The sequence below is a fragment of the Pseudarthrobacter sp. NPDC058329 genome (assembly GCF_042879835.1).
In the GTDB taxonomy this organism is placed as follows: Bacteria; Actinomycetota; Actinomycetes; order Actinomycetales; family Micrococcaceae; genus Arthrobacter.
On sequence record NZ_JBHVZR010000001.1, the window covers coordinates 390,702 to 413,809 of the forward strand.

13 protein-coding genes and 1 pseudogene are annotated in these 23,108 nt (G+C 58.4%); 7 read left to right on the forward strand and 7 right to left on the reverse strand.

All coding sequences use genetic code 11. The features are described from left to right. Position 1 precedes the first annotated feature (1 nt). Positions 2-4,111, reverse strand: coding sequence for an FtsK/SpoIIIE domain-containing protein (locus ACFVYC_RS01875; protein WP_387545941.1), 4,110 nt, complete (start codon positions 4,109-4,111; stop codon positions 2-4). 254 nt (positions 4,112-4,365) lie between these two features. Here ACFVYC_RS01875 and glf point away from each other — a divergent pair, with 254 nt between their 5' ends. The 5 genes from glf to ACFVYC_RS01900 are packed head-to-tail and all read left to right on the forward strand — an operon-like array spanning position 4,366 to position 11,454. Then, entirely contained in the window at positions 4,366-5,553 is a 1,188-nt protein-coding gene (gene glf, locus ACFVYC_RS01880) for a UDP-galactopyranose mutase (RefSeq protein ID WP_387545943.1), read from the forward strand. Next, on the forward strand, positions 5,550-7,571 hold the full coding sequence (locus ACFVYC_RS01885; protein WP_387545945.1) for a glycosyltransferase: 2,022 nt from the start codon (positions 5,550-5,552) through the stop codon (positions 7,569-7,571). Before glf ends, ACFVYC_RS01885 begins: the two co-directional genes overlap by 4 nt. 2 nt (positions 7,572-7,573) lie before the next feature. Continuing rightward, entirely contained in the window at positions 7,574-8,425 is an 852-nt protein-coding gene (locus ACFVYC_RS01890; RefSeq protein WP_387545946.1) for an ABC transporter permease, read from the forward strand. 2 nt (positions 8,426-8,427) lie between these two features. Then, entirely contained in the window at positions 8,428-9,180 is a 753-nt protein-coding gene (locus tag ACFVYC_RS01895) for an ABC transporter ATP-binding protein (RefSeq protein WP_387545948.1), read from the forward strand. Between the two features lie 30 nt (positions 9,181-9,210). Further along, positions 9,211-11,454: a hypothetical protein gene (locus ACFVYC_RS01900; RefSeq protein ID WP_387545949.1), complete on the forward strand. Its 2,244-nt coding sequence runs from the start codon at positions 9,211-9,213 to the stop codon at positions 11,452-11,454. Between the two features lie 1,166 nt (positions 11,455-12,620). Here ACFVYC_RS01900 and ACFVYC_RS01905 read toward each other — a convergent pair. Further along, the gene (locus tag ACFVYC_RS01905; protein ID WP_387545951.1) at positions 12,621-13,421 is read right to left on the reverse strand and encodes a hypothetical protein; all 801 of its coding nucleotides are present in this window, start codon (positions 13,419-13,421) and stop codon (positions 12,621-12,623) included. Between the two features lie 807 nt (positions 13,422-14,228). On the opposite strand from ACFVYC_RS01905, the pseudogene ACFVYC_RS01910 reads away from it, so the two are divergent. Continuing rightward, positions 14,229-14,665, forward strand: a pseudogene (locus ACFVYC_RS01910) (IS21 family transposase); the annotation flags it as partial. A gap of 495 nt (positions 14,666-15,160) precedes the next feature. Here the strand turns inward: ACFVYC_RS01910 and ACFVYC_RS01915 are convergent. The 5 genes from ACFVYC_RS01915 to ACFVYC_RS01935 all read right to left on the reverse strand — a co-directional run bounded on the left by ACFVYC_RS01915 (position 15,161) and on the right by ACFVYC_RS01935 (position 20,321). Beyond that, a complete protein-coding gene (locus ACFVYC_RS01915; RefSeq protein WP_387545952.1) occupies positions 15,161-16,450 on the reverse strand; it encodes an ISL3 family transposase in 1,290 nt (429 codons plus the stop codon). 445 nt (positions 16,451-16,895) lie between these two features. Further along, positions 16,896-17,756, reverse strand: a complete 861-nt coding sequence (locus ACFVYC_RS01920) for a glycosyltransferase family 2 protein (protein ID WP_387545954.1) — start codon at positions 17,754-17,756, stop codon at positions 16,896-16,898. Further along, positions 17,753-18,280 (reverse strand): GtrA family protein, encoded by a 528-nt coding sequence (locus ACFVYC_RS01925; RefSeq protein WP_387545956.1) that lies wholly within the window; start codon positions 18,278-18,280, stop codon positions 17,753-17,755. Before ACFVYC_RS01925 ends, ACFVYC_RS01920 begins: the two co-directional genes overlap by 4 nt. A gap of 22 nt (positions 18,281-18,302) precedes the next feature. After that, the gene (locus ACFVYC_RS01930; RefSeq protein WP_387545958.1) at positions 18,303-19,259 is read right to left on the reverse strand and encodes an NAD-dependent epimerase/dehydratase family protein; all 957 of its coding nucleotides are present in this window, start codon (positions 19,257-19,259) and stop codon (positions 18,303-18,305) included. Next, the gene (locus ACFVYC_RS01935) at positions 19,260-20,321 is read right to left on the reverse strand and encodes a glycosyltransferase family 2 protein (RefSeq protein WP_387545960.1); all 1,062 of its coding nucleotides are present in this window, start codon (positions 20,319-20,321) and stop codon (positions 19,260-19,262) included. Positions 20,322-20,432: 111 nt separating this feature from the next. On the opposite strand from ACFVYC_RS01935, the gene ACFVYC_RS01940 reads away from it, so the two are divergent. Further along, a complete protein-coding gene (locus ACFVYC_RS01940) occupies positions 20,433-22,376 on the forward strand; it encodes a hypothetical protein (RefSeq protein WP_387545962.1) in 1,944 nt (647 codons plus the stop codon). The last annotated feature ends 732 nt before the right edge of the window (positions 22,377-23,108 follow it).

Sequence of the window (23,108 nt, forward strand, 5' to 3'; positions counted from 1 at the left end):
CCTACTTTTTTTCGCATGCCCGCAGGGGAGCGTTCCCGGTGGTATCGGCCCAACCCACTTGAATGCCTTGTGCCACCCCTTGGGAGATAAGCACACCCCTGCCGGGCGGTGCGTTGGCCTCCACTTCGAACCGGACCCCAAAGAGATCACTGTCCTGCAGGGAACGCGGTTTGAGCAGGAGGCCGGTGCCGGCCGAGCGGGAGCACATGACCAGCGGCACGCGTTGGATGAGCAGGGAGCTGTAGGACGCGGTGAGCACCACTGAGCATCCTAAGGCGTTAAGGTCCGATAAATGCCGGATGGTTTCGGCGGAGAGAAGATCGACGTCATCGACCAACGCCACCGAACGGTTTGCTGCTTCCCCTGCTGCTGCGGTGGCAAGTTCCCGCTTCCAAAACTCGCCGGGGTCGGTCCCATCTTCCGGGGAGAGCCACGGGCCGCCGTCGGGATTCATCAGCGGCAGCGCGCGAAGGACGTTCGTTTTTCCTGATCCGGGTCCTCCCAGTACGGTGAGGACCCCTGCTCCTTTCAGGCTGCAGTACTTTGGCTCAAGTTCGTCCCCGCCCACGCCCATGAGGAGGTCCTGCAGCCTGGTCCCACCCCGCGCGGCGACAGGTTGGCCGCAGTTGGCCCGGGACTGTGCGGTGTCACCCGACGGTGCCGCTGGCCGCACTTTTGCAGCCGGCACCAGCGCCGGCAGTTGTTCGACCCTGAACGGGCGTTTCACGGACCGGCGCTCCGTGCTGTCTCGGCTCTTCCCGACGTCCAAGCCAGTCAGGCTGGCGGCCGGCCCTGAATCCCAGGCGATGTGGGGGCTGACGCTGTAAAGCTGGCATACGGCAGGTGGCCCACCGGAAACGGGACCGAACGCCACGGCCCGCCCTTTAAGGGTGGCTGTGGCCGGTATCCGGGGCCACGCTATCCGGCTGTCCATATTGGAACCGGCGGGAAAGAAGAGCCTGTTGGGCAATGCCGAAAACGCCCTCGAGCTGACGAGCTCACGATCGCCGGCGACCATAACGATGATCCCTGCGCGTCCGCCGTCCCGGGCCAGGTCCTGGACGAGATCTTCGGCCCAGGCCAACGGCCCGGCACGGAAGGCCGAGATCCAGGAGCCCCATCCGGAGATGATGAGGACCAGCGGCACGTCGCCGTGCCCGCCACCTTCTCCCAGCCGGCGCCCCGATTCCTTCTTGAGGCGCTCCAGCACGCGGACGGCCCGCCGCAGCTCATGCAGGCCTGCATATGCCCCTATGCTGGGGTGAGTGGCCAGATTCAGGAAAGTACCGCCTGCGTCCAGGATGTAGCCGTGTGCTTCGAACCGGTTGCGAACCAACTGCATCACAGCGAGTTCAAGCGCCTCTGTGGCACCGGAAGACGGAGCACCGATGAGGGCCAGGTGACTGTCTTTGGCCGGACTCCACTCAAGCGGCATCACACTTTGCTTTTCCGGCAGGTCCAGGAGGCCGAGTTCGATACACCATGCCGCTCTCCTGCGGCTGCGTGCTGGAGATAGCGGTGTTGCCTCTTGAGGGGCAGGCAGGTCCGGGGGGAGGGCAGGGGCGACTGGCCGCCTCGGGGCCGGTACCTTCCCCTGACGCCACAGGTCCCGCACCATAGCCACCAGCGGCGCTGCCGCCTCGGCAGGTGTTTGCCCAGCGGAGGGATGACTTTCAGGCCGGGCAGTCGCGTTGGTGCCAAGACAGGTCGCGGCGAGCTGCACCGTGACGGCGGCGGCCGGGCCGGACCCGCCCGGGGGTAATCCTATGGATGAGGTCTGAAATTCCTGGGGAGCTTCAGTACCGCGCGCCAGGAAGGCCCGCCCCGGCGCATCCACGCTGATGCTGGCGGCGGCCTTGGAATTGATGATGTCCAAGGACTCCATGTCCGACTGCACCCTCAGGGCAATGCTGGAGGTGACGTTCGCCCGGATGTCTGCCGTGAGGGCACCTTGTGGCCGTTGGGTACCCATCACAAGGTGAATTCCAAGCGAGCGGCCGATTGCCGCGATCCGAAGCAGTTCCCGGAGTGCTTCCGGAGCATCGTCTACGAGCATGCGGAACTCGTCAATGACTATGACGAGATGGGGGAGTGGGAAATCCTCCGAAGCGTTGGTGGCCCGGTACGCCACGAGATCCGGCACCCGTGCGGAAGCCAGTGCCTGCTCGCGCAGCCGGATCTCTGCCCGGAGGGAAGTGAGGGTGCGTTCGAGCTCATCAGCTGAAAGGTCCGTCAGGAGCCCGACGCAGTGGACGAGTTCCGTTAGGGGACCGAGCCCGGATCCGCCCTTGAAAACAAATAGGAAATTTACCCTCTCAGGTGGGTAGCTGAGGGCCAAAGCCAGGGTAAGGCTGCGGAGCAGTTCCGACTTGCCGGAGCCGGTGGTACCAGCTACCAGCAGGTGGGGACCGTCGGCCTGAAGGTCGAGGCCTCGGGGCCCCCGGGCGCCCAGTCCTAACGGAATGTTGAGGCGGTGGTCCCGGGCGCTTGCCTTCCAGCGGGCGGCAGTGTGGTGCTGAGAGAGCGGCAGCACGTCCTCGAGTGGGCACACATCCGGGACAGCAGGCTCCTCGTTGTCCGATCGTTCGGCATGCGTGGCCAGCTGTCTGCAGAAGCTGCGGAAGACGTCCTCTGGTGCCAGATCAGGGACGAAGGTGATGCGGCCGTCCGCACGCTGCAGGAGGGATCTCCGCTCGGAAAGTTCCACATCGCAGGTTCCGGCTTTTTCCTCAACCACAAGAAACTCAAGGACCTGCCAACCGAGGGCGGCCGCGGTTTCGCGAACAGCGCCGCCGTCGTCCTCTGCATCATCGGTTGGCAGCAGCAGGAGCACACCGTGTTGATATCCCCGCCCGAAGCCTCCGTTGAGTATGCGGAGCAGATGGGGTGCAGAAGCAGTGAGGATAACTCCGTGCAGATAGCGGGCGGCCAGAGGAAGGCGGTCTGCTCTGCCACCGATGACAATTCGTGTGCCGTGACTCCTGGGGTAGCCGGCAAGCTGCATCACCAAGGATCGAACGACGCCGTCCGCCACGGCAGCTGGTCCGCAGAAGGTCGTCCTCGGGACAGCGGGGTCCAGGGATACGGGAACCGTGCCCGCGGATGGAACGCTGACCGACGGGGTGGAGGGCTCGATTTTCACGTTGGCGGGCTGTGGTGCCACCCCGAGTCGCAGCCATACACCTTCTTCGCCGGAGGAAACAGAACCGTGGCCCTGCCCCTGATGGGCGGTCAGCGCAAGGATTGCCAGGGAGGGGCCGGAACGTCGTCGGCGGTCCCGGTCTTCTGCCACGGCGGCTGCGACTGCTTTTGCGAGGTCACGGCGCTGCCGCCGCCCCGAGGCGAGGGGTACCAGGACAGATATCGCCGAGGCTGCAGCGAAGGCGAGGAACATCCACATGCCGCTGAGCACGGCAAGTCCTATCCCAATCAGTAGGGGAAGAATGGCGGTCAGCACAAGCATCGCCCTGTTGCCTGTATCTATTCGGCCAGGGACGGTGAGGGGCCGCTGGGTGGAGGTCCCGGCGTCGGCAAGCGCTTTGTCCGTCAGGTCCATAAAGACCAGCGACATGGTTGTGTTTCCGCACGTGATGCTCGAATCCGTGGAGATGACGGCGTTTCGGACCCGTTCGCCGTCAACGTGGATGCCGTTGGCGCTGTCCGTGTCGACGATCATGATGTCCGTCTCGGTCACATCGAGGCGGGCGTGCTCCCGGGACAGTTCGGGGTCTGGGATCACGATGCGGGTGCCGCTCCGTCCAATTGAATAGGAGCCCCGCCGCAACGGTACAACGGTGCCCGCCCCCACGCCGGTGTGGACCGCCAGGGCGAGGTGGGCTTCCTCGGCCGATGCCCGTCGTCGGACTGTCCGGTAATTCCGCCGGGGAGTCCCGCACACAAGGACGGCGCCGTTAACCAGCGGGGCCTCGCCCACGGTCATCGAACGGATGTCATTGCCGTGGATCGTGACCGTCCCCGTCCCGAATCTCTGAATCAGCTGAGCATGGACATCGTCGCCGGCGGTCCCAACCGGGGCGTTGATGGTCAGTTCGCTTGGTGATTCCTGCAGCCCGGAACCGGGGCTGCGGACCAGTGTGCAATGGAATTTCATCGGTTTTGTCCTTACGGCCTTTACGCCCACGCTAGCGAGCGGGTCCGCCCCGGGGCCCGGAGGAGTTTCCGTATGTGGACAACGTTCGGTGCCGCTCGTCCAGGATGGATGCAGACTGCGACAGCGTGGCGTTCCGGAGCTCAAGGGCGGGTTGCGCAGGGGTTTGATTCGACGGAGCCTGCAGTGCCTCGGGTAGGCTAGAGCAGCAGACAATGCGCACCATTGCGCTGCCCGCATTCAAACCAGGAGATTTTGTGACCGCTGACCTCGTCATCGTAGGGTCCGGCTTTTTTGGCCTGACAATCGCAGAACAGGCCGCTACTGAGCTCGGCTTGAAGGTCGTAGTCATCGACCGCCGCCACCACATTGGCGGCAACGCCTACAGTGAAAAAGAAGAGCAAACGGGTATCGAGGTGCACCGCTACGGTGCCCACCTGTTCCACACGTCCAATGAGCGCGTGTGGGAATACGTCAACCGGTTCACGACCTTCACGAACTACGTCCACAAGGTCTACGGCGTGCACAAGGGCGAGGTCTACTCCCTGCCTATCAACCTGGCCACTATTAACCAGTTCTTCCGCTCCAACCTCACCCCCGGCCAGGCACGGGACCTTATCCAGGAACAGGCCGGCGAGCTTGCCGGAACTGACCCCCAGAACCTCAATGACAAGGGCATCCAGCTGATCGGCCGGCCCCTCTATGAGGCATTCATCAAGCACTACACCGGCAAGCAGTGGCAGACGGATCCCAAGGACCTGCCCGCAGGCATCATCTCGCGGCTCCCGGTGCGGTACAACTACGACAACCGGTACTTCAACGACAAGTACGAGGGCCTGCCCACCAACGGGTACACGGCCTGGATCGAGAAGATGGCGGAGCACCCGAACATCGAGGTTCGGCTGAACACCGACTTCTTCGACGAGTCGCACGAGTACAGCAAGAACAAGGTTGTCGGCAACATTCCGGTGATCTACACAGGCCCCGTTGACCGCTACTTTGACTACGCCGAAGGCGACCTCTCGTGGCGCACCATCGACTTCGAGGAAGAAGTTCTCGAAGTTGGGGACTTCCAGGGCACATCAGTAGTGAACTACAACGACGACGACGTGGCGTACACGCGCGTCATCGAGCCCCGCCACTTCCACCCGGAGCGGGACTACCAGACGGAGAAGACCGTCATCATGCGCGAATTCTCGCGCTTCGCGGAGAAGGGCGACGAGCCCTACTACCCGATCAACACCTCCGCTGACCGCGACCGGTTGCTCAAATACCGCGACTTGGCGGCAGCGGAGAAGGACGTCCTGTTCGGCGGGCGCCTGGGCACCTACAAATACCTGGACATGCATATGGCCATCGGCTCTGCACTGAGCATGTTCGACAACAAGATCCGGCCGCATTTCGAAAGCGGCGTACAGCTTGAAAGTGGAGGTGTGGACGCATGAGCAAACAAGCGGTTCAATCGGGGCAGGCACTGGAGGACGCTGCGACGCTATTTGATCCGGCGGAATCCAGCCCCATGCGTGTTGTGCATCGCGTAGTCTTTCCCGCGGATAAAGACCTCGACGTGCTTCCTCTGTACATGGACTCGGGCGACGTCTCCAACGGCCTGCTCGGAGACAATGGGGCCGGAGCGGCGGCCGTGCAAATTCAGGCGTCAGGAACCTCACTTCACCCGGATGACCTCTTGGGAAGACGCTCCGTACGCGTTCGTCCCGGTCAGCGCCTCTCCCTGGGATCTTACTTCAACGCGTTTCCTGCAGCGTACTGGCGAAAATGGACGACAGTCTCCTCTGTCACGCTTCGAGTGCAGACTTCTGGCTCAGGCTCCTTGGTGGTGTACCGGTCGAACGCGCGAGGTGTTACTCAGCGGGTGGAGTCCTTCCGTGTTGCGGGCGAGGAAACCAACGTACACCCGCTTTCCCTTGCGCAATTTGGTGACGGTGGCTGGTACTGGTTTGACTTGATTGCAGATGCCGAAGGCATGACGTTGATCTCAGCAGATTGGTCCGTTCCGGATAACGGGAAGGCGCACGGCCGACTCAACATCGGCGTCACCACTTACAATCGGGCGGACTACTGCAACAACACCATCGGCGCCATCGCGGCTGACTCTGACCTCCGCGCAGTCATCCATGAAATGATTGTGGTGGATCAAGGCAACGACAAAGTCCGAGACGTTCCCGGCTTCAATGAGCTTGCTGCTGACATGGGGAAGCAGCTGCGTATCATCGATCAGGCGAATCTTGGTGGGTCCGGCGGTTTCTCTAGAAACATGCTCGAAACCGTCAACGGCGGCGTAGCAAATTACGTGCTCCTGCTTGACGATGACGTCATGGTCGAGACCGAGGGCATACTTCGATCTGCCACATTTGCCGATTTCTGCCGCGTGCCCACAATTGTCGGCGGACATATGTTCGACATGTTCGATCGTTCCGTTCTTCACGCTTATGCCGAATCCGTTAACCTGTGGAAGTTTCTTTGGGGCCCAAGCGGCGATCTCTACCACCGTCATAACCTCGCCGCCCAGAACTTGCGGGCTACTGCATGGATGCACCGGCGGTGGGACGTCGATTTCAACGGTTGGTGGATGTGCCTGATTCCTACCGCCGTGATCAAAGAGATTGGATTGTCGCTTCCTGTCTTCATCAAGTGGGATGATGCGGAATACGGACTTAGGGCCAAGGCTGCTGGATACCCCACTGTTTCTATGCCGGGGACGGCGGTATGGCATGTCTCCTGGATCGACAAGGACGACTCGGTCGACTGGCAAGCGTATTTTCACGGTCGAAATCGACTAGTCGCGGGACTCATGCATTCGCCGTATCACAAGGGTGGCGACTTACTAAAGCAAAGCCTCGCCACCGATGTTAAGCACATATTCTCGATGCAATACTATGCAGCATCGGCCCGGATATCCGCGCTTCACGATGTTCTCAGTGGTCCGGACCATATGCATCGGACCATGGCGAAGAGGGCACCTGAACTTCGCGCGATGAAGGGCAAGTTCCCTGACTCGGCAATGCAACAGGACCCGGCAGCATTCCCCCCGCCGCGGCGGCGGAAGCCACCGAAAAAGGGCAAAGAGCCGTCCGCTCCAAAGCTTTATGCACTTGCCCCTTGGTTGGTGAAGACCTTGATCAAGCAGACGACCATCCCAGCCTCTGATTTGTCGGTACAGAATCCTGAGGTAGCCATTGCTCACCAGGACAGCAAGTGGTGGCGGTTATCGCAACTTGATAGTGCCGTCGTGTCGAATGCTGACGGAACCGGAGCCTCTTGGTACCAGCGTGATGCCAAAAAGGCCCGTGCCCTGCTGCGCGAAAGCATTTTGCTGCACATGCGCCTGCGTCAAGACTGGGAGAATCTCCAAAAGCAGTATCGGAGCCAGCTCGCCGAGGTGACGTCAATCGAAGCCTGGGAGGCCACGATTAAGGATGCAGAGAACGGAAGCGCTCGTTAAAGATGAGTTCTGATTTGATAGTCGCTGGTGCAGGTGCAGGCCTAGTAGACGTGTATAGAAGACGTTATCTCCTCCGACTGCTTGTAGCGAAAGAGCTTACCGTCCGCTACCGCGGTTCTATTCTCGGAATTCTTTGGTCCTACGTGAAGCCGGGTATACAATTTGGAGTATTTTACTTTGCGCTAGGTATATTCCTCGGACAAAGCAAGGGGACTGAAAATTACGCAGTATACCTTTTCTCCGGGATAATCCTCATCAATTTTTTCGCTGAGGCCCTTTCCAATGCATCCCGATCAATGGTTGCGAATGGTGGCTTGATAAAGAAGATTTACCTTCCGCGGGAGCTTTTTCCGGTCGCATCCGTCTGGGTGGCTGCGGTCCATTTCTTCCCTCAACTGGCAGTCTTGCTTGTAGCCTGCTTCGTTACGGGGTGGCAACCGAGTCTCTTGCAGATTTTCGTAGCTGTGCTCGCGTTCTTACTCGTAGCGTTGCTCGCTGTCGGACTGGGACTTCTTTTCGGTGCAGCAAATGTCTACTTCCGTGACGCCGAGAACCTAGTGGATCTGCTGCTGATGGTTGCGACCTGGGCATCCCCGGTTCTCTACTTCTGGACACAAGTTAGATCGACGCTGGGGCCTACCTTCGCGTTTTTTTACCAGATGAACCCACTGACGATCGCCGTAGAGGTATTCCATTTCGCGTTCTGGTTCCCCACAACTAGTGGCAATGCCGAGCTGCCGCCCAATCTACTCACTATCTGGCTTCCGGCCGGCCTGCTCTTTGCCGTACTTGTCGTCATGGCCGGGCAGTTGACATTCCGCCGCCTTGAAGGCCGATTCGCGCAGGAACTATAGAGGTGCACGCTTTGCAAGCTACGGATGCAGTTGCCATTCAAATCGACAACATCAACAAGCAGTTTGTACTGCGCCACTCTCGGTCCATGAAGGAAACCGCGGTTTGGCTCCTGAAGGGACGAAAGGGCGAGCTGTCCGAAAAGTTTCACGCGTTGAAAGATGTTCAGCTAACAATCGACCAAGGACAGACTGTGGCGCTCCTCGGCTTCAACGGGTCAGGCAAATCGACCTTGTTGAAGCACATATCTGGTGTGATGTTGCCGGACTCCGGCACCGTAAGGACCCGGGGCAGAGTGGCGGGCCTGATCGAGGTCGGTGCTGGTTTTCATCCAGACTTGACGGGCCGGGACAACGTCTTTCTAAATGCGGCTATTCTTGGGATGTCTGAAGATGAGACCAAGGAACGCTTCGATTCCATCATTGAATTCTCTGAAATCGGACAATTCATCGATACAGAAGTTAAGTTCTACTCATCGGGGATGTATCTGCGGCTCGCTTTTTCGGTTGCCGTTCACACGAACCCAGAAGTGTTCCTGATCGATGAGATTCTGGCCGTGGGAGACGAACCTTTCCAACGTAAGTGCATAAACAAGATTCAGGACCTTGCTCGTGACGGGAAGACTTTAGTTGTGGTGAGCCACGACCTCGATTTAGTTTCACGAATATGCGATCGCGGTATTGTCCTGCAGCACGGAAACGTTGTTTTCGACGGCCCCATCAAGGATGCCGTAAGTCGGCTTCGCAGTGAAGTATAGGAGCTGGCGTTGAATACGGCGGTAGGGCACATGGCCAGCACAATTACGTCAGAGGTTCCTCAACTGGAACCAGAGGGGGAACGCCCCGGCTGGCTGAGGGAAACTGCGTATGCCTCCGTCACTGTGATTGTTACCATAGTTGCGGCCCTGATTCCTTTGTTTACGAACCCTCGTTTCTACTTTTACGATGACACACAGTCGGGTGCCTTCGGGATATGGTTCGAGATCGGGGAGAAGCTTAGGTCGGGGGAATGGCCGCTTTTCAGCGACATGGGCTGGGGAGCTGGCAATTACACGGCAGAGGGCCAGTGGGGGCTATGGAATCCGATCATTATGCTCACTGGCTTGGGAGCAAGCGCAACCAACAGCCCGGTGATGTTCGCCACGATACTCAAGATATCGTTTCTTTGCCTACTTTCTGTTGGTACTTTCCTACTTTCCCGTGAGTATGGAGCCAATAGGACCTGGGCGCTTATAGCTGGAGTAGCAGTCCCTTTGACGGGCTTCACGGTCTACATGGATGCAGCCTCTTGGGTGACCGGGTTAATGGTCTTTGCTTTGATTCCGCTCAGTTGGTACGGCCTTAAGCGCATCATCGATGGAAGGAACCCACTAACAGGACTCGTTTCGGGCTATTTGCTGATTACCATCGGCTACGTACACGGAACCATAATGCTCGTTCTTGTCATCCTGGGTCTGCTTCTTGAGGTCTGGCACCGCAGGAGCCTCGCGGGCCTGATAAGACTGCTTGCCGCCGGGGTCATTTTGGGGCTCGCAGCTATCGCTGTCTACTTGCCGGGTGTGCTCACTGCGCCCGTCACAGCCCGAGAGACGGAAATCTCCAACACGGGCTTCCTCACGCCGGACCTGACGGGTTTTGCGAGTTCGTGGATAGGGAGTGGTCTTCCCCAAGTCTCGGGATGGTGGGGCTCGTATTCGCCTGTTCCCCTTCTTTACATAGCATGGTTTCTTCCTTTGGTGGTTCTTCTCGATTTCGGACGAGCTCGGAGAAGTCTTGGAAATCTGCGCGGGATCTTGTTCTTTGGCATCGTCTCTTTGGCTCTTGTCCTGGCACCTAGTGACCTCGGTCCACTGAGATTTCCGGTTCGGCTAACCCCATACGTTTCTCTAGCATTGCTGATACTCCTGTCTGTTCTCCTGACCCGATGCCGGGTGCCTTTCCTGACGCGTGCAAGGGTTGTAACCTTGGCATGCTTGTTAGTGGCAGGCACATACATTGCTTGGGCACAGATTCCGAATCCAAATGTGCATCTGAAGTTCGCCGCCTTATCCGCGGTCGGTTTGGGTCTTCTCGTTTTCCTTCTCTACGGTCGAACGAAATTTGGCTGGCTCAAATGGAGGCAGCTTCCCGTGGCTTTGATGGTCGGCGTAACGCTGGCAACTGCCATCGGGCAACACCATTACTTCAAGGCAACGCCGTTGCCCGACTTCGGTCTTCCTGATGACGTTCGGGCATTCGATCTCCCTCTGCAGAAGGCTGAAGGAGTTACCTTTATTTCAGGTAATCCTGCTGGCTTGGGCCCGGACGTGTGGGACGAAACCCTGCTTGCCAATTCCTGGTACCTAAATGAGCATCCAGTTCAAAACTTGTACACGCCCATAATGTTCAAAACTTATGCAGAGGATTTATGCCTCGATCCGCATGGCTGGACTTGTCCCTTTGCAGGTGCAAAGCTATTTACCAAAGACGAAGTGACCGGGAAGCTACTCGTAGATCTACTTTCGATTGATTCTGTGCAATTGATCCGCGACCGGGCAGACGAAGGAACAAGCAAAATCGGGGCCGTAGCGGTTCCAGACGGATGGCATGTTGCCGAAACCACAGACAATACTGTGCTGTGGGTACGCGACAATCCACAGTTGGATACTGGAAACGTTGTATGGCAGAGCAGTGGAGTCGAGCTCACTACCGTATCGCTAGACAGCGGCAAGGCAGTGTTCAGAGTAGATGCATTGCCTGCCTCGGGTGGCAAGGCGGTCCTCAGCCGGCTGGACTGGCCGGGGTATACGGCAAAGGGCGCAACGGCAGATGACCCGCTTCGTGGTTACTTGGTGCAGTTGGACCTGAACAAATCGTTGATAGGAACAGAAATCACAGTTGAATTCCAGCCACCCGGTTGGCCAATTGTCGTTAGCAGCATGATCGCTGCCCTGACGCTTATGGTTGCATGGCTACTGTTTGATGTCTGGCGGAGACTTCGATCGAGGCGAGTCTACGATCGAAAGGGATTGGCTACTGAACCGGGTAGATGAATGCCTTTGAGTACGAACGACAGCTGGTCCTGTAGCTTCCATGCCGCATCCGCTCTGTCGTCGTAGAGTCCAGTGCGCGCACTCTGGAGCAGGAACCACAAAAACTGAACGAGGCGGCTCCCTTTCCGCCGTAGGCAGCCCTCCCGGAGTCGAGCACTTCACCCAGGAGTATTTCCCGAAGTCCTGGGTGGACCGTATCCTTGGCAGAAGGCCCTACGCGGGCAATTGTATTCTTCGCGGGAAATGTCGGCCTGGCCTAAGTTACCTTTTGGAGCTAGCGACAGGGGGGATGCGCCCAGCAGTGGAGTGCGCCGCGAACCCACCCGGGTGCTTTCCTCACAGCAGGGCTACAAACCCTGTAGCTTAAAGGGCCAAGTCATATGGTCGTGGCAACGCTCTGATTGATGGAGCGTTTTGTGATCAAGTTATTTTCGGCAGAATGCCCGCACTGAGTTCGTTGATCTGGTGTGCGGCGGGACTTCAGTCCTGGAGGCTTCGCGGCGTGTCGAAGCTGTGCACGCGACCGCGGGAAATTGGTGAGCTCGGTGTGGACTGATGATGACTTTGAGCCGGGGCGCTGTCGGGGTCTTGCCGAGCGGGCGCCTTTATTATGAGGGACCAGGTCGGAGCCTGAACCTAAATGAGCGGGGCATGATCTAGATGGGGTGCGTGCTGGAATGACTCGCGCCGAGATCCGTGAAGAAATTGGCTGGGCCGAGTCCGTGGTCTGGCGGGAGGTCAAGCGGCACACCAGTTCGGACGGGAGGTACTACGCCTCGGTCGCTCACGCGAAAGCGCACCAGTCACGGCGGCCGGCCCCAGGCGTTCAAGCTCGTTGAGAACGAGGACCTCTGCCAGCTGATCGGGGTGTGGATGGACGATGGGTGGAGCCCAAAATTGATCTGCTCGATGCTGGCGTTTTACTTTGCCGGTGACCAGGCTATGCAGGTGAGCGCGAGACGATCTACCAGGCGCTGTACGTCCAAACCCTCGCGGCAAAGATGGGCAGCGTATCTCGCAGTAGCACAACGCCCCCCCCAAAGCTGGCTCTTCACGGCGAACGCTCGGCGGGCTGTACCTGCCGAGCGTTCGCGGGTATGAGGCTGAAGGTCCGTCAATAAGCCTGGATTCGTCTTTGGCAAGTATCTTTGACGTAAAGAGTGCCTTTAGCAGGCCGTGGGCTGAGGATAACCGGCCGCTGCCCATTGTCCGAACGTTATGGATCCGCTCCAAGTAGGGCCGTAGTAGTAGATGTCATTGGTCCACCAATACTGGCAGAAATCGTCGCCGGGAAAGCGGCTTACTGTTTGTGGGGTTGGGAAGCTTTCACTTGCCCATGCAGCGTAGTCTATGGGGTAACCTGCACCGGTGTTGATCTGGTACATCTCACCAATACTCGAGTCCCAGGAAAGCTTTTGATAGCCAGCATTAGTTCTGTATTCGGGCTCCTGAAAGCCTGAAGCTGCCCATTCTGCGTAGGAAAGCTTGTGGGTCGTATTGTCCGGAGCCACTGCGAAAAGCTCCCCTGATGTAGCCCACTTATGGTAAGTGGTCCCGGCGATGAACCCTGCATTACGGGGAGTGGGGAAGTTCGCCTTCTGCCACTGCTCGAAGGCGAGAGGACCAGACCACAACCATCCGCCATCGAAGTACGAAACCGCATAAATTGTTGGCGACCACGGATACTTTACGAAATCTGTCGCCACGGGCCGTGGAGTAGGTGAGCCAGCGTTCACCCATTGATCGTATGAGGCCTTGTATGTACCAACATAACCTGAAGATTCGTGATGGTAGTAGACGTCGTTTGAATACGGGACGCTGTAATATCCCGTCGGTGGTGCAGCAGCAGCCGGAGAAACCAGCCAAGCCATTACTGCGAGAGTGAGAATGGTCGCCGTTGCTGAAATGAAAAGCTGGTGTAATGTCCGACCCAAGCCGCGCGGCAGTTGTGTAAATGAGTACTTCATGGGCTCCCCATTGTTGTGATTGTCAGTATGCTCTAATAATAGTCTGCACCACAGTTGCTCGACTCATTGCCGCACGAATAAAGGGTGGCCTGCTGCTCCTTGAAACTAGACAAGACTCGTGGCTGTGGTCCGGTAAGAGCGGTGGGTGCCAGCGGCGGTCAGGCATCTGAGTGTGTAGTTTTGGAAGCTGCGGGCGATTCTGCGGGTGGTGACGATGCCGTCGGTTATGGCTGCCGGGGCACGGGTTGGTTGGAGAGGCCGTGGTGTGGAAGTAGGCCAACATACCCCCTTCTCCATTGGCTTGATATCCGCCCCAGGCGAGCGACTTCCGGATCGGGCAGGACGGGAAATGACTCGACGACCTCATGAAGCTTTTTCCGGCTCCGGTCGGGCACGGTGGAAGCAGCAGAGCTTCTGGTAACACTGCCAAGCTGTCAGCGATGGTCGAAAAGTGAGCCATTCGCCGGCTTGGCTTCCAGCCGTTGTTGCAACACCTGAGAGATTTAGGAGTTGCAATTGGCAGAGATGAAAGGACGAGGAAGTCCCGGGGAGCGCTTCCGAAAAACGCTGCACGTGCTCATTATGATCAGCTGATGAAACAGGGGATGGGCTGTTAGCGGCCATGAAAAATTGCTCATATGCGGCCACGAAAATGCCCGCTGGCGGCCAGTAGAACTGCCCGCCGGTAGCCATGAGATCTGCCCACTTCCTTACTGAACCGACCGCGTCTTAAGCGGTGGGGGCCTCTCCCTGGGGTTTGATGACGGTGTCTAAGCGCACCAAAAGCGAACCAGGAAGAGGCCCTGTATGAAGTCTGACGGAGAAATCATGGAAATTCTTGCTGCCTACAATCTGACCGGGTCGTTGCGCGCCACCGCGGATTTCACGGGCTGCTCGCACCACACCGTTGCCAACCACGTCCAGGCCCCGCGACGCGGGTCGGCCGATCGAGGTACCCGCCGCCCGGGGGACGGGTCACCGACGCGTCCCCGGCCTAAGATCGAGGAATGGATCGAAGCCTCCGAGGGCCGGATCCGGGCCGATATGGCCCACGAAAAGCTCCTCGCTCTGGCTACACGGGTTCGGAACGCTCCACCCGCCGCGCGATCGCCCAAGTCAAAGCCGCATGGCGGCTGGGACACACCCGCGTCCACCGACCCTGGATCACCGAACCGGGCATGTGGCTGCAGTCCGACTTCGGCGATGGCCCCCGGATCGGCGGGGTCAAGACGATCCTGTTCGTCCGGCTACGGTCAAATTTCCCGGACAGCCGGAAATGAACGTCGTGCCCGAAACCGTTTATCAGGCCCTGTACGGGCGTGGAAGCCTGCATCTCGCCGTGGATCCGGCCGTGTCACTGCGTAGCGGACGGACCGGTCGCCGGCCCCGCCGAAGGAAAGAGCGCAGGACAAAGCGGTTCCTCCACATGGTCCTGATCCGGGAAAGGCCCGCGGAAGTGATCAGCAGCTTAGTACCGGGGCATTGGGAAGGGGACTTAATCATCGTAAAGGTAGCCGGTCGGCCATCGGCACGTTGGTGGAACGGACCACGCGGTTCATCGTCCTCGTTCAACTGGCAGACAACCGCGGTGCCGAGAATCCGCGCAATCGGCTGGCAGACACGATGGGCGCCCTTCCGGCCCATCTCCGGCGTTCCCTGACGTGGGATCGGGGTACCGAAATGGCCTGCCATCAGGATTTCACCACGGTTCGTGGGGAAATGGATTCCTGGAATGAGCGTCATGCCGCCATCCGGATGGCACTTCTCAAGAGAATAACCGATTTGTAGTTGGCGGCGTTGCGATAGACACGCGCGGTGCGCTTGATGTTTTTTATCGCCGTGTTGTTGGCCTCGACCTTGCCTGTCGTCGCGCCGGTGATGATGAGTACCTCGATCTCTTTCCACCACCTGCAGACGGTGCGGTAGAGCCTGTTCGTCTCCGGTCTCGCGGCTGCCTTGACCAGTTCCTCGAGTACCTTCTTGGCCGCCGCGGCGTCTTCGAGCGAGCCGGTGCGGAGCAGTGCCCGGAGTTGTTCCTTGACTTTCCAGACGGCCCGGAGGGTTCCGGTCGGATCGTCCGCGGCGAACACCTCCTCGCGCCGGCGGGCAGCCCGGCAGCTGAGGGTGTCGCCGCCGCGCAGCAGCAGCATGCGGTGCGCCCAGGCCTTATCGATGGCCCGGCCGCGGCGGCCCTTGACCTGTTGCGAGAGGTTCTGCCGGGTCTCCGTCATCGCCTGGTTGGCCAGGGAGATCAGGTGGAAGTGATCGACAGCGACAGCGGTGCGGGGAAGCCACATCCGCAGCGCTTTGCGGAACGCCGCCGAAGGATCGATCGCGACGACCTGCACGGCCAAGCGCCACTCCAGGGGCCGGGCGAACAACCAGTCCCCGACACCCTTATGATCGCGGCCGTCAACAACACCCAGGACTTGTCCGGTGTCCAGGTCAACGATGGTTGTCATCCAGGGTTCGAACCGGGTCCACGCCTTCGTTCCTGGGTCCTGGAAATAGCGCACGGACCGGAACCGGTGTTCATCAATGCCCAGCATCCGGGGACTGAGCTTGTCTACGTCGGGCAACCGGAGCAGGCACGCTTCGGTCACCGCGGCACGGACCATCCACCAGGACACTGCGAAGCCAGCAGCTGTTTCCGACACGGCCCTGCCGGAGCGAATGACCGCGTCCACCAGCTGGTCCCGAAGCCGGCTGGTGGAGCGGGCCCGGCGCGGCACCTGCGGGGTGGACTCGAAAAACGAGAGCCGGTCGCAGGCCACTTCCTCGCAGTACCAGCGGTACTTGGACCAGAACACGTCGAGCGGCCCGGCAACGGGAATATCCCGGAGCCGCTGGAGACGTCGCTCCTTCCGCCGGGAGGCGATGACACCGCAGCTCGGGTAGCCCGGCGGCTGGCTGGTTTCAACGATGACCTGCCGGCCGCCGGCAGTGACGGTAGTGGAGATGACGTGGTAGTCGGGCAGGTTGAAGAGGATGGTGGCAGCGTCGGCTGCGACCCCGGTAGGCTCGTTCAAAGGCTCGTGGTCCTGTTCCAGGTTGAATGCTAGACACACTCATCCCAACAGGGCCACGGGCCCCTTTGTCATCAACGACACGAACTCAATTCCCCCCCAACCACGAAGAGCCGGTAGAGCGTATTGCCCTCGTGGCTCCAGTTACCCAAGTGTTGTCTGGCCGATACCGGTGTGACCCACGGTGACCATCCCAGAACCCGAAGGGCGGATGTGGCTGCAGCAGAACCCTCCAGCCCTCGGCGTCAGACGGCCTTTAAGAGACCTTGTTTGCAAGGGGAAAACGACGTCGGATTTCGTCCGGCCAACGGGTCCGTACCGGAGGCACCAGAGAAGTAATCGTGGTCAGGTGGAGTTGGGCTGTGCATGCGTTTCATATCAGCTATGCCCTCTGAGAGTTGCGCCAACACAGCTCGGCGGTCAAGGATTGAAAGACCTTGCGGCGCGGCTAAACTGTGCTTTCCACAGCGTGCTCGTGGCCCATACGTTTGCCCAGACGGATATAGGCCAGGCGACGTGCATAGGACATGCCGACAGCCTTCCAATTCCCTCGTAGCAAGTCAAAGCGGCTGAGGACGCCAGGGTGCTCTCGAGCAATTTGCTCATGGAAGGCTATTGCTTGATCCGACTGCTGCTTCGCAAGTCGGACACTCCACTGGCTCGCACTGATCCGGAATGTGGCTAGGCTCCGACGAATAGCCACAACGTCCCCGTGGAAGCAAATGCGGGCGTAGGTCGCTTCGTCAATCAGGTAGGGGTTGGTATTGTCCCAACCACCTTCAGCCTCAAGCAAGTCTCTGCGATACATAACGCACGCAGGCTCTCCAAAAATGTTGGAGCCCGCCAGCACTGTCGCGCGTACAGCCTCCGCGCCGCTAACCAGCCCCGAAATCCCCTGAAGTCCTCTGTTCCTTATAAAGACAGAACCCTTTGAATCCACTAGGTCGCGCCGACTGGCGACTAAGACAGCTGAGGGATTTTCTTCGAAGGCCGCAACCTGCTCAGCAATAGCTGTCGGAACTATAAGATCGTCGCCGCAAACAAGTTTCACGTAGGTGCCTTGGGCCTCCCCACTAACGCGGTTCCAGTTGGCTTGTGCGCCACCACCCGGGGGAGTGGGACTCAAGATTCTGAGCTTCGGGTTTCCTTTGTAGCCATCAATCACTGCTTGGGTGCCGTCCACCGAGGAGTGGTCGGCTATAACAACCTCGTAATCGTCGTAGGTCTGATTCAAGACCGAATCGAGAGTTTCAGCTATGTACTGGACGTTGTTATAAGCGGGGATGACTATTGAGACTTTCGGGGTCATGCAGTCTCTTCCTCTCTTGGAATGCCGGCTGCGGGTTTCGCGGGTGACCCCGCAGAAGCCTTACGTCGGAACGAAAAATGGCGGTGGCCAAAGTAGCTAATAATCACAGAGAGCGCGGTGATGACCAACTGCGTCGGGATTCGCGGGAAGTTCAAGAAATCAGCGAAGAAGGACAGCAAAACCACATTTACAAGTAGTGACGTGAGGTTAACGAGGGCAAAGCGTCCTAGGTCGAGCCAAACGTGTCCGCTAACTCGGAAAACCAGTTTGCGGTAAACAAAGAAGACGGCAACGAGAGAAACAAACCACGACACGGAAAGTAGAATAAAGGATGGTGCCTGCTCAAATGCTAAAGCCAATACGATAAATAAGCCTGTGCTGAAAGCTGTATTCGCGCCGCCGACGAGCAGGAAGGCGACGCGTTGGTCCCTCACGATCTTCATCAGCGGGCCGGGGGGGCCAGCGTGGATGCCGCGTACGGGCTCATCCCCAGTTGTCGAACTTGAAACCATGCGTGTTCTCATTTCTTGATACTTATGTTGCAGTTCACAGCTTGCCCGAGCGACTTCTGAGATTCTGCATGTCTCGAACGGTCGCGTCGATTCCGACGGGCAGGGGAGTGAAGGGGCGGTAATCCAGTTCCGGCCAAACAACAGAACGGAGCCGCAGATCGTGCGCCTGTGCTTTCGCATAGGGTGATGCCCCTAGCACTACTCTGGGCCTTCGCTTGAAGACCGTCTTGCATGCGCCGATGAGAGCCCCGATGGTGTCTGCGCGCTGTGACGCGATGATCTTCGTTACGGTTTCCCCTGGTCTGACGTCAGATTGTGCTAGCCGGTCAAGGCAATCTACGACCAAACCTGCAGCGTCGTCGATGAAGATATAGTCACGCAGCGTGTCCAAGGAGACGTAGACAGTTACGGGTTGACCAGTCAAGTAGGCCTTGGCGAACACGGATATCAGGCCTTGGGGCTTATCGAGATTTTGTCCAGGGCCATACAAATTGGCGACTCGTCCTACCAGCAGGCGCGTCCCGGAATGTGTCGCAAATTCCGCGGCCGCGCGCTCGGCCGCCAGCTTGGCAAAACCATAAGGAGCCAATGGTTGAGGCTCACTCTTTTCCGAGTAAGGGGGATTGGGTGCACCCGCGTATACACCGCCAGCGGATGAAGCAAGAAAAAGACGTCCCACGCTGACCCCATCCACGCACAAGACATCTGAAATGGATGAGAGCGCCGATTTGAAAACGTCGAGCTCGGAATCCAGCTCCGCTTGCGAAGTACCTGTAACGCCCGCGCCGGCGCACCATGCGACAAGCCAAGGCTTACCTTCGGACTTTTCCGCAAGCTCCTTGGCACCCATTGCCAAGGCATCCTTGGCTGCGTCAGCGTCCTCCCAGGGTATCGAAGAGGTCAGTACCTGATGACCTCTCCACCTGAGCTCTGAGACGAGGCCTCGACCCAAAAGGCCACCTGCCCCGACAACCCACACAGGATCCGGCATCTAGGTGGTTCCCCCCGAGGAAGATGCTGTCCCTTGCGGGGCGGAAGATTGGTCGTTGCTCAACTTTCCCAGGGGACCGACTGCCGGGTCGCTGACGATTAGATACGCTGGCTTGCCCATCGCCATGTTGACATTGACCCCGACATACTCCGCAATGATGCCGAGCGAGAAAAGGATGGCTCCTGAGCTGATGAGGCTGACGATCATTGTCGATGTCCAGCCTTGTTGTCCCGCCCCGTGCCCCGTGAGATGGGCAATCAGAAGATAAACAGCGAGGCAAACGCCGAGAAAAGCGAAAATTGCACCAATCAGGCTGACTAGGCGGAGCCCGCGCGTCCCACTTGATATGACCATCCGCCAGAAATGTGAAAGTAGCGTCCGTAACCGGTAACCAGAAACACGGTCGCCTTCCTCACGCAAAGCCACGGGACAGGTCGCAACATTGGATGCAATCCAACCGAGGGCCACATCGAGATATACCGCATTTCCGGCGTAGGCCGCGACAGAACGAGCTACCTCGCCAGTGACGAGGCGGAAGCTTTGATAATTAGGCGCGTCGTTGCTGGACAGTAACGTAGCCACCACCTTCTTCGCACCTTTCGAAGCCGCGTTTCGAAGGAATCCATGTGGTGGCCTGTTGCTGGGCAGCGCGTAAACCAGCGTTGATTGCTGAGCCATGGCCGTGTCCAGCATGTTCCCAATCGCGGAGGGGTCATGTTGACCGTCTTCATCCATAGTGACGACCCAGTCTCCCCCAGCGGAGGCCATACCAGCGAGCGTCGCAGGGTGCTGACCGAAGTTCCGACTAAGCCAAACCCCACGAACATTGTCGTAGCGGGCTGCTAGTTCTCTGATCACTTCAGCAGACCGGTCGGGACCGTGGTCAAAAACAAGAAGAACTTCCGAGACGACGAATCGATGCCCAGAGGGCGAACTCTGGAGTTCCGACAGCTCCATCAGCTCGGCCACGACGCCCGGCAGCGTCATTTCCCCTTGGTAGACGGGTACGACGACGGAGATACGATGGGTGCTGGCCGTCAAGCCTGTCACTGGGTTGTCCATGTGTATAGAGTTTACCGCTTGGCGACCACCTAGGGTGACGCACTGGCCGTAACCTGTTCGTGGACTTGTAAACCACCGACCGCCGATATACCAGGTCGTTACAACACATCAATGCGTATTGGGGTTAACCAGCAAATGACACAGCCGATGGCTGCCACGGTCCAACGACAAAAAGGGCAGCGCGGGGTATCAGTCGCGGCCACCATGGTGGCCTTAGTCACGTACTGGTTACTTCAGGTCCGCCCTTTGACGTCTAGCGACGGCTTCAGTTGGCGGAACTTCCGCAATTATTTTCCATACGACCAATATTCCTACCTCGCCATAGCGGTAAACGTACGAGATGGAAATATGGCGGCAGTCGAGCCCTTCACGGAAACTGGGATTAATCACTATCCCCGACTTTATTACGTGTTTCTGGGCTTGCTTTCGCGTCTACTTCATTCGGACTTGATAGCCACTTGGCAATTAACGGGGTTGGCATTTCAACTCGTCATGGTTGCTGCCATTAGTTGGCTCTTGATCCGGCTGACCGGGCGCCCGCTTATGGGCATGCTCGGCTTCCTGCCAAGTATCATTGGAACTTTCGCCGTTGCCTTTACGGGAAACTGGTACCACGCGCTGGACAACCACGCAGTGCTCTGGGGGGCGTTCGGTGTTTTTTTCACCCTTAACGGGGAATCTGCCGCTCTCTCAGTGGCCGTCACAGCTATCTGTCTGCTTATTGGCGTCACCTTTCCCAGGGGTGACTGCCGTACCAAGATGGATCGCAAAGCGTTTGTTGTCGTCATCATTGCTGCCGCCGCGATCGGCGCATTAGCCAATGTGCAAACGTACTCGTTTCTCACTGCTGTTTACCTGGCCATATATGGTGCTGGTGCTTTTGGCGTCATGAAGTACGGAAACTTGCGGCACATTATCGTGAGCCTCGGTTTGCTCGTTGCGGTAATCCTGGGTGGGCAGACGGTTGCCTCAACGCTTGGCCCCCTAGTGACCCTGGTTGCCGGACTTGCTGCAGCACTGCCCGGCTTCTCCCTAATTCTTATAAAGCATAAAAAGCCAGTTATCGCAGCAGGCGTGACAGCGGCGATGGCTGCTTCTCCCACCATCGTCGGGACGTTGCTTGGTTTGGCCGACAAGGATGACTTCCTTACATACCGAGAAGCCTCGTCGACTGCCTTGGGGGTGCCCTTCGGGATTGGGCTCCTAGCTGCCTTGGTTCCACTTCTAATGCTCGCCCTGATTTTGTACGGGGGTATCGCCTATAGAAATAAGGCCTGGCTGGCCTTCGCCATAGGCGCCAGCACTGCCTGGGCCCTGGTTGCTAGTAATGACATCTGGGGTGCCAACCAGGAGCCCTATCGGTTCTGGATAGACAGCTTCACTATCGTCACAGCAGCAGCTGTACCGATTCTCTGCCAGGTTGGGGTCAAGTTTTGGAACGTCAAGAGGGAACAATTACGACTGCAGGGAGAGATGCCACGCTCGCGTCTCCTTCCCTCCGCCGATGCTGTCCGAGTATCGAGCAGGTCGCAAGCCGTTATTGTAGGGGCCGTCTGTTTTGCCCTTCTCGGCGGCTTGGTAGTCAGTTTCGCTGATTACTCGAAATTCTCAGGTTATGTCAATAGTCAGGGCACGGAGCGATTCGACGATTTACGGGGAACCGCGATACAAGCAGCGGTCGTTCCACTTACGGAAGATGAGTCTCCCCTGCGGATACAGATAAATCATGAGGGGCAAGCATCAGAATTGCTCTTAGGAGATCCCTGTATTAATCCTTTCCAGCTCAAGACTACAACCGGGCTACCGACCGCTTTTTATAATCTTGGTCTGGCATGGCCAAATGATGAACCGCACCTGCGCGAGATTTTGAAGCAGCGTCTCGCCGGTGCTTTTGCTCACTCTCATGCCAAAAACGCTGGTATAAAGTACGTGATTACTGATTCCTCCTGTTCGGCGGGATGGCAGAACCAAGTCCAGGGCACGCGCGTATCTGAGGTCGACTACAGTGCAGACGGTAAACTTGCCACAATCACCCTGTGGGATCTCGCAGGTTGAGTCCGCTCCAGAGGTTATCTAGAAAAGTCGCGTCGCCTCGCGGGCAGCACTGGCCGCGGTTGTCCGGCGTAACCAACCCGCTGTGCGGAACTACGATGTTGCTAGGCACCGAAGTAAGTTAGGTGGCAGATTGGCGTGGGCTCCTTGCTAGTGGGATGGATTGTTTGAACTCTACTTTGCCTGATCTTTCCCCTCTGAGTTCCTGCTGAGTGTCGGTGACGGTCCAAAAGAGAGCCATTGTGACGGCTTGTCGTCCAGTTGTCGTTGCAACACCTGAGCTTTTAGGAGTTGCAATTGGGAGAGATGAAAAGAGCAAGAAGTTCCGGGGCGCCCCTCTAAAGAACGCTGCACGGGCTCACTATGATCAGCTGATGAAACAGGAAATGGGCAATTCCAAAGCGTGCCGGATCGTGGGAATCAGCTGTAGTTCGGGCACTCGTTGATGGCACGGCCAAGCGGTTGGTCTGAAGTCCGGAGACAAGAAGTATGCTCCCATCTCGCATTATAAGCCGGTCGTGACCTCCGATCGGTTTTCTCAGAGCCAGAGCGGATCACGATCGGACCTCCTGCATGCCCGGTGAACAGGGGATTCCCCGGAACATTCACGGACCCTCTGGTAACGGCCTTCCGCTGACGGCTCAGCGCAGTGCCGAGCGCAGACGGTCCCGGCAGCGGACCGGGAAGATCGCCGAAAACCGGAGCTGAGAGAGTTCGTGTGCGAACATCCGAAGC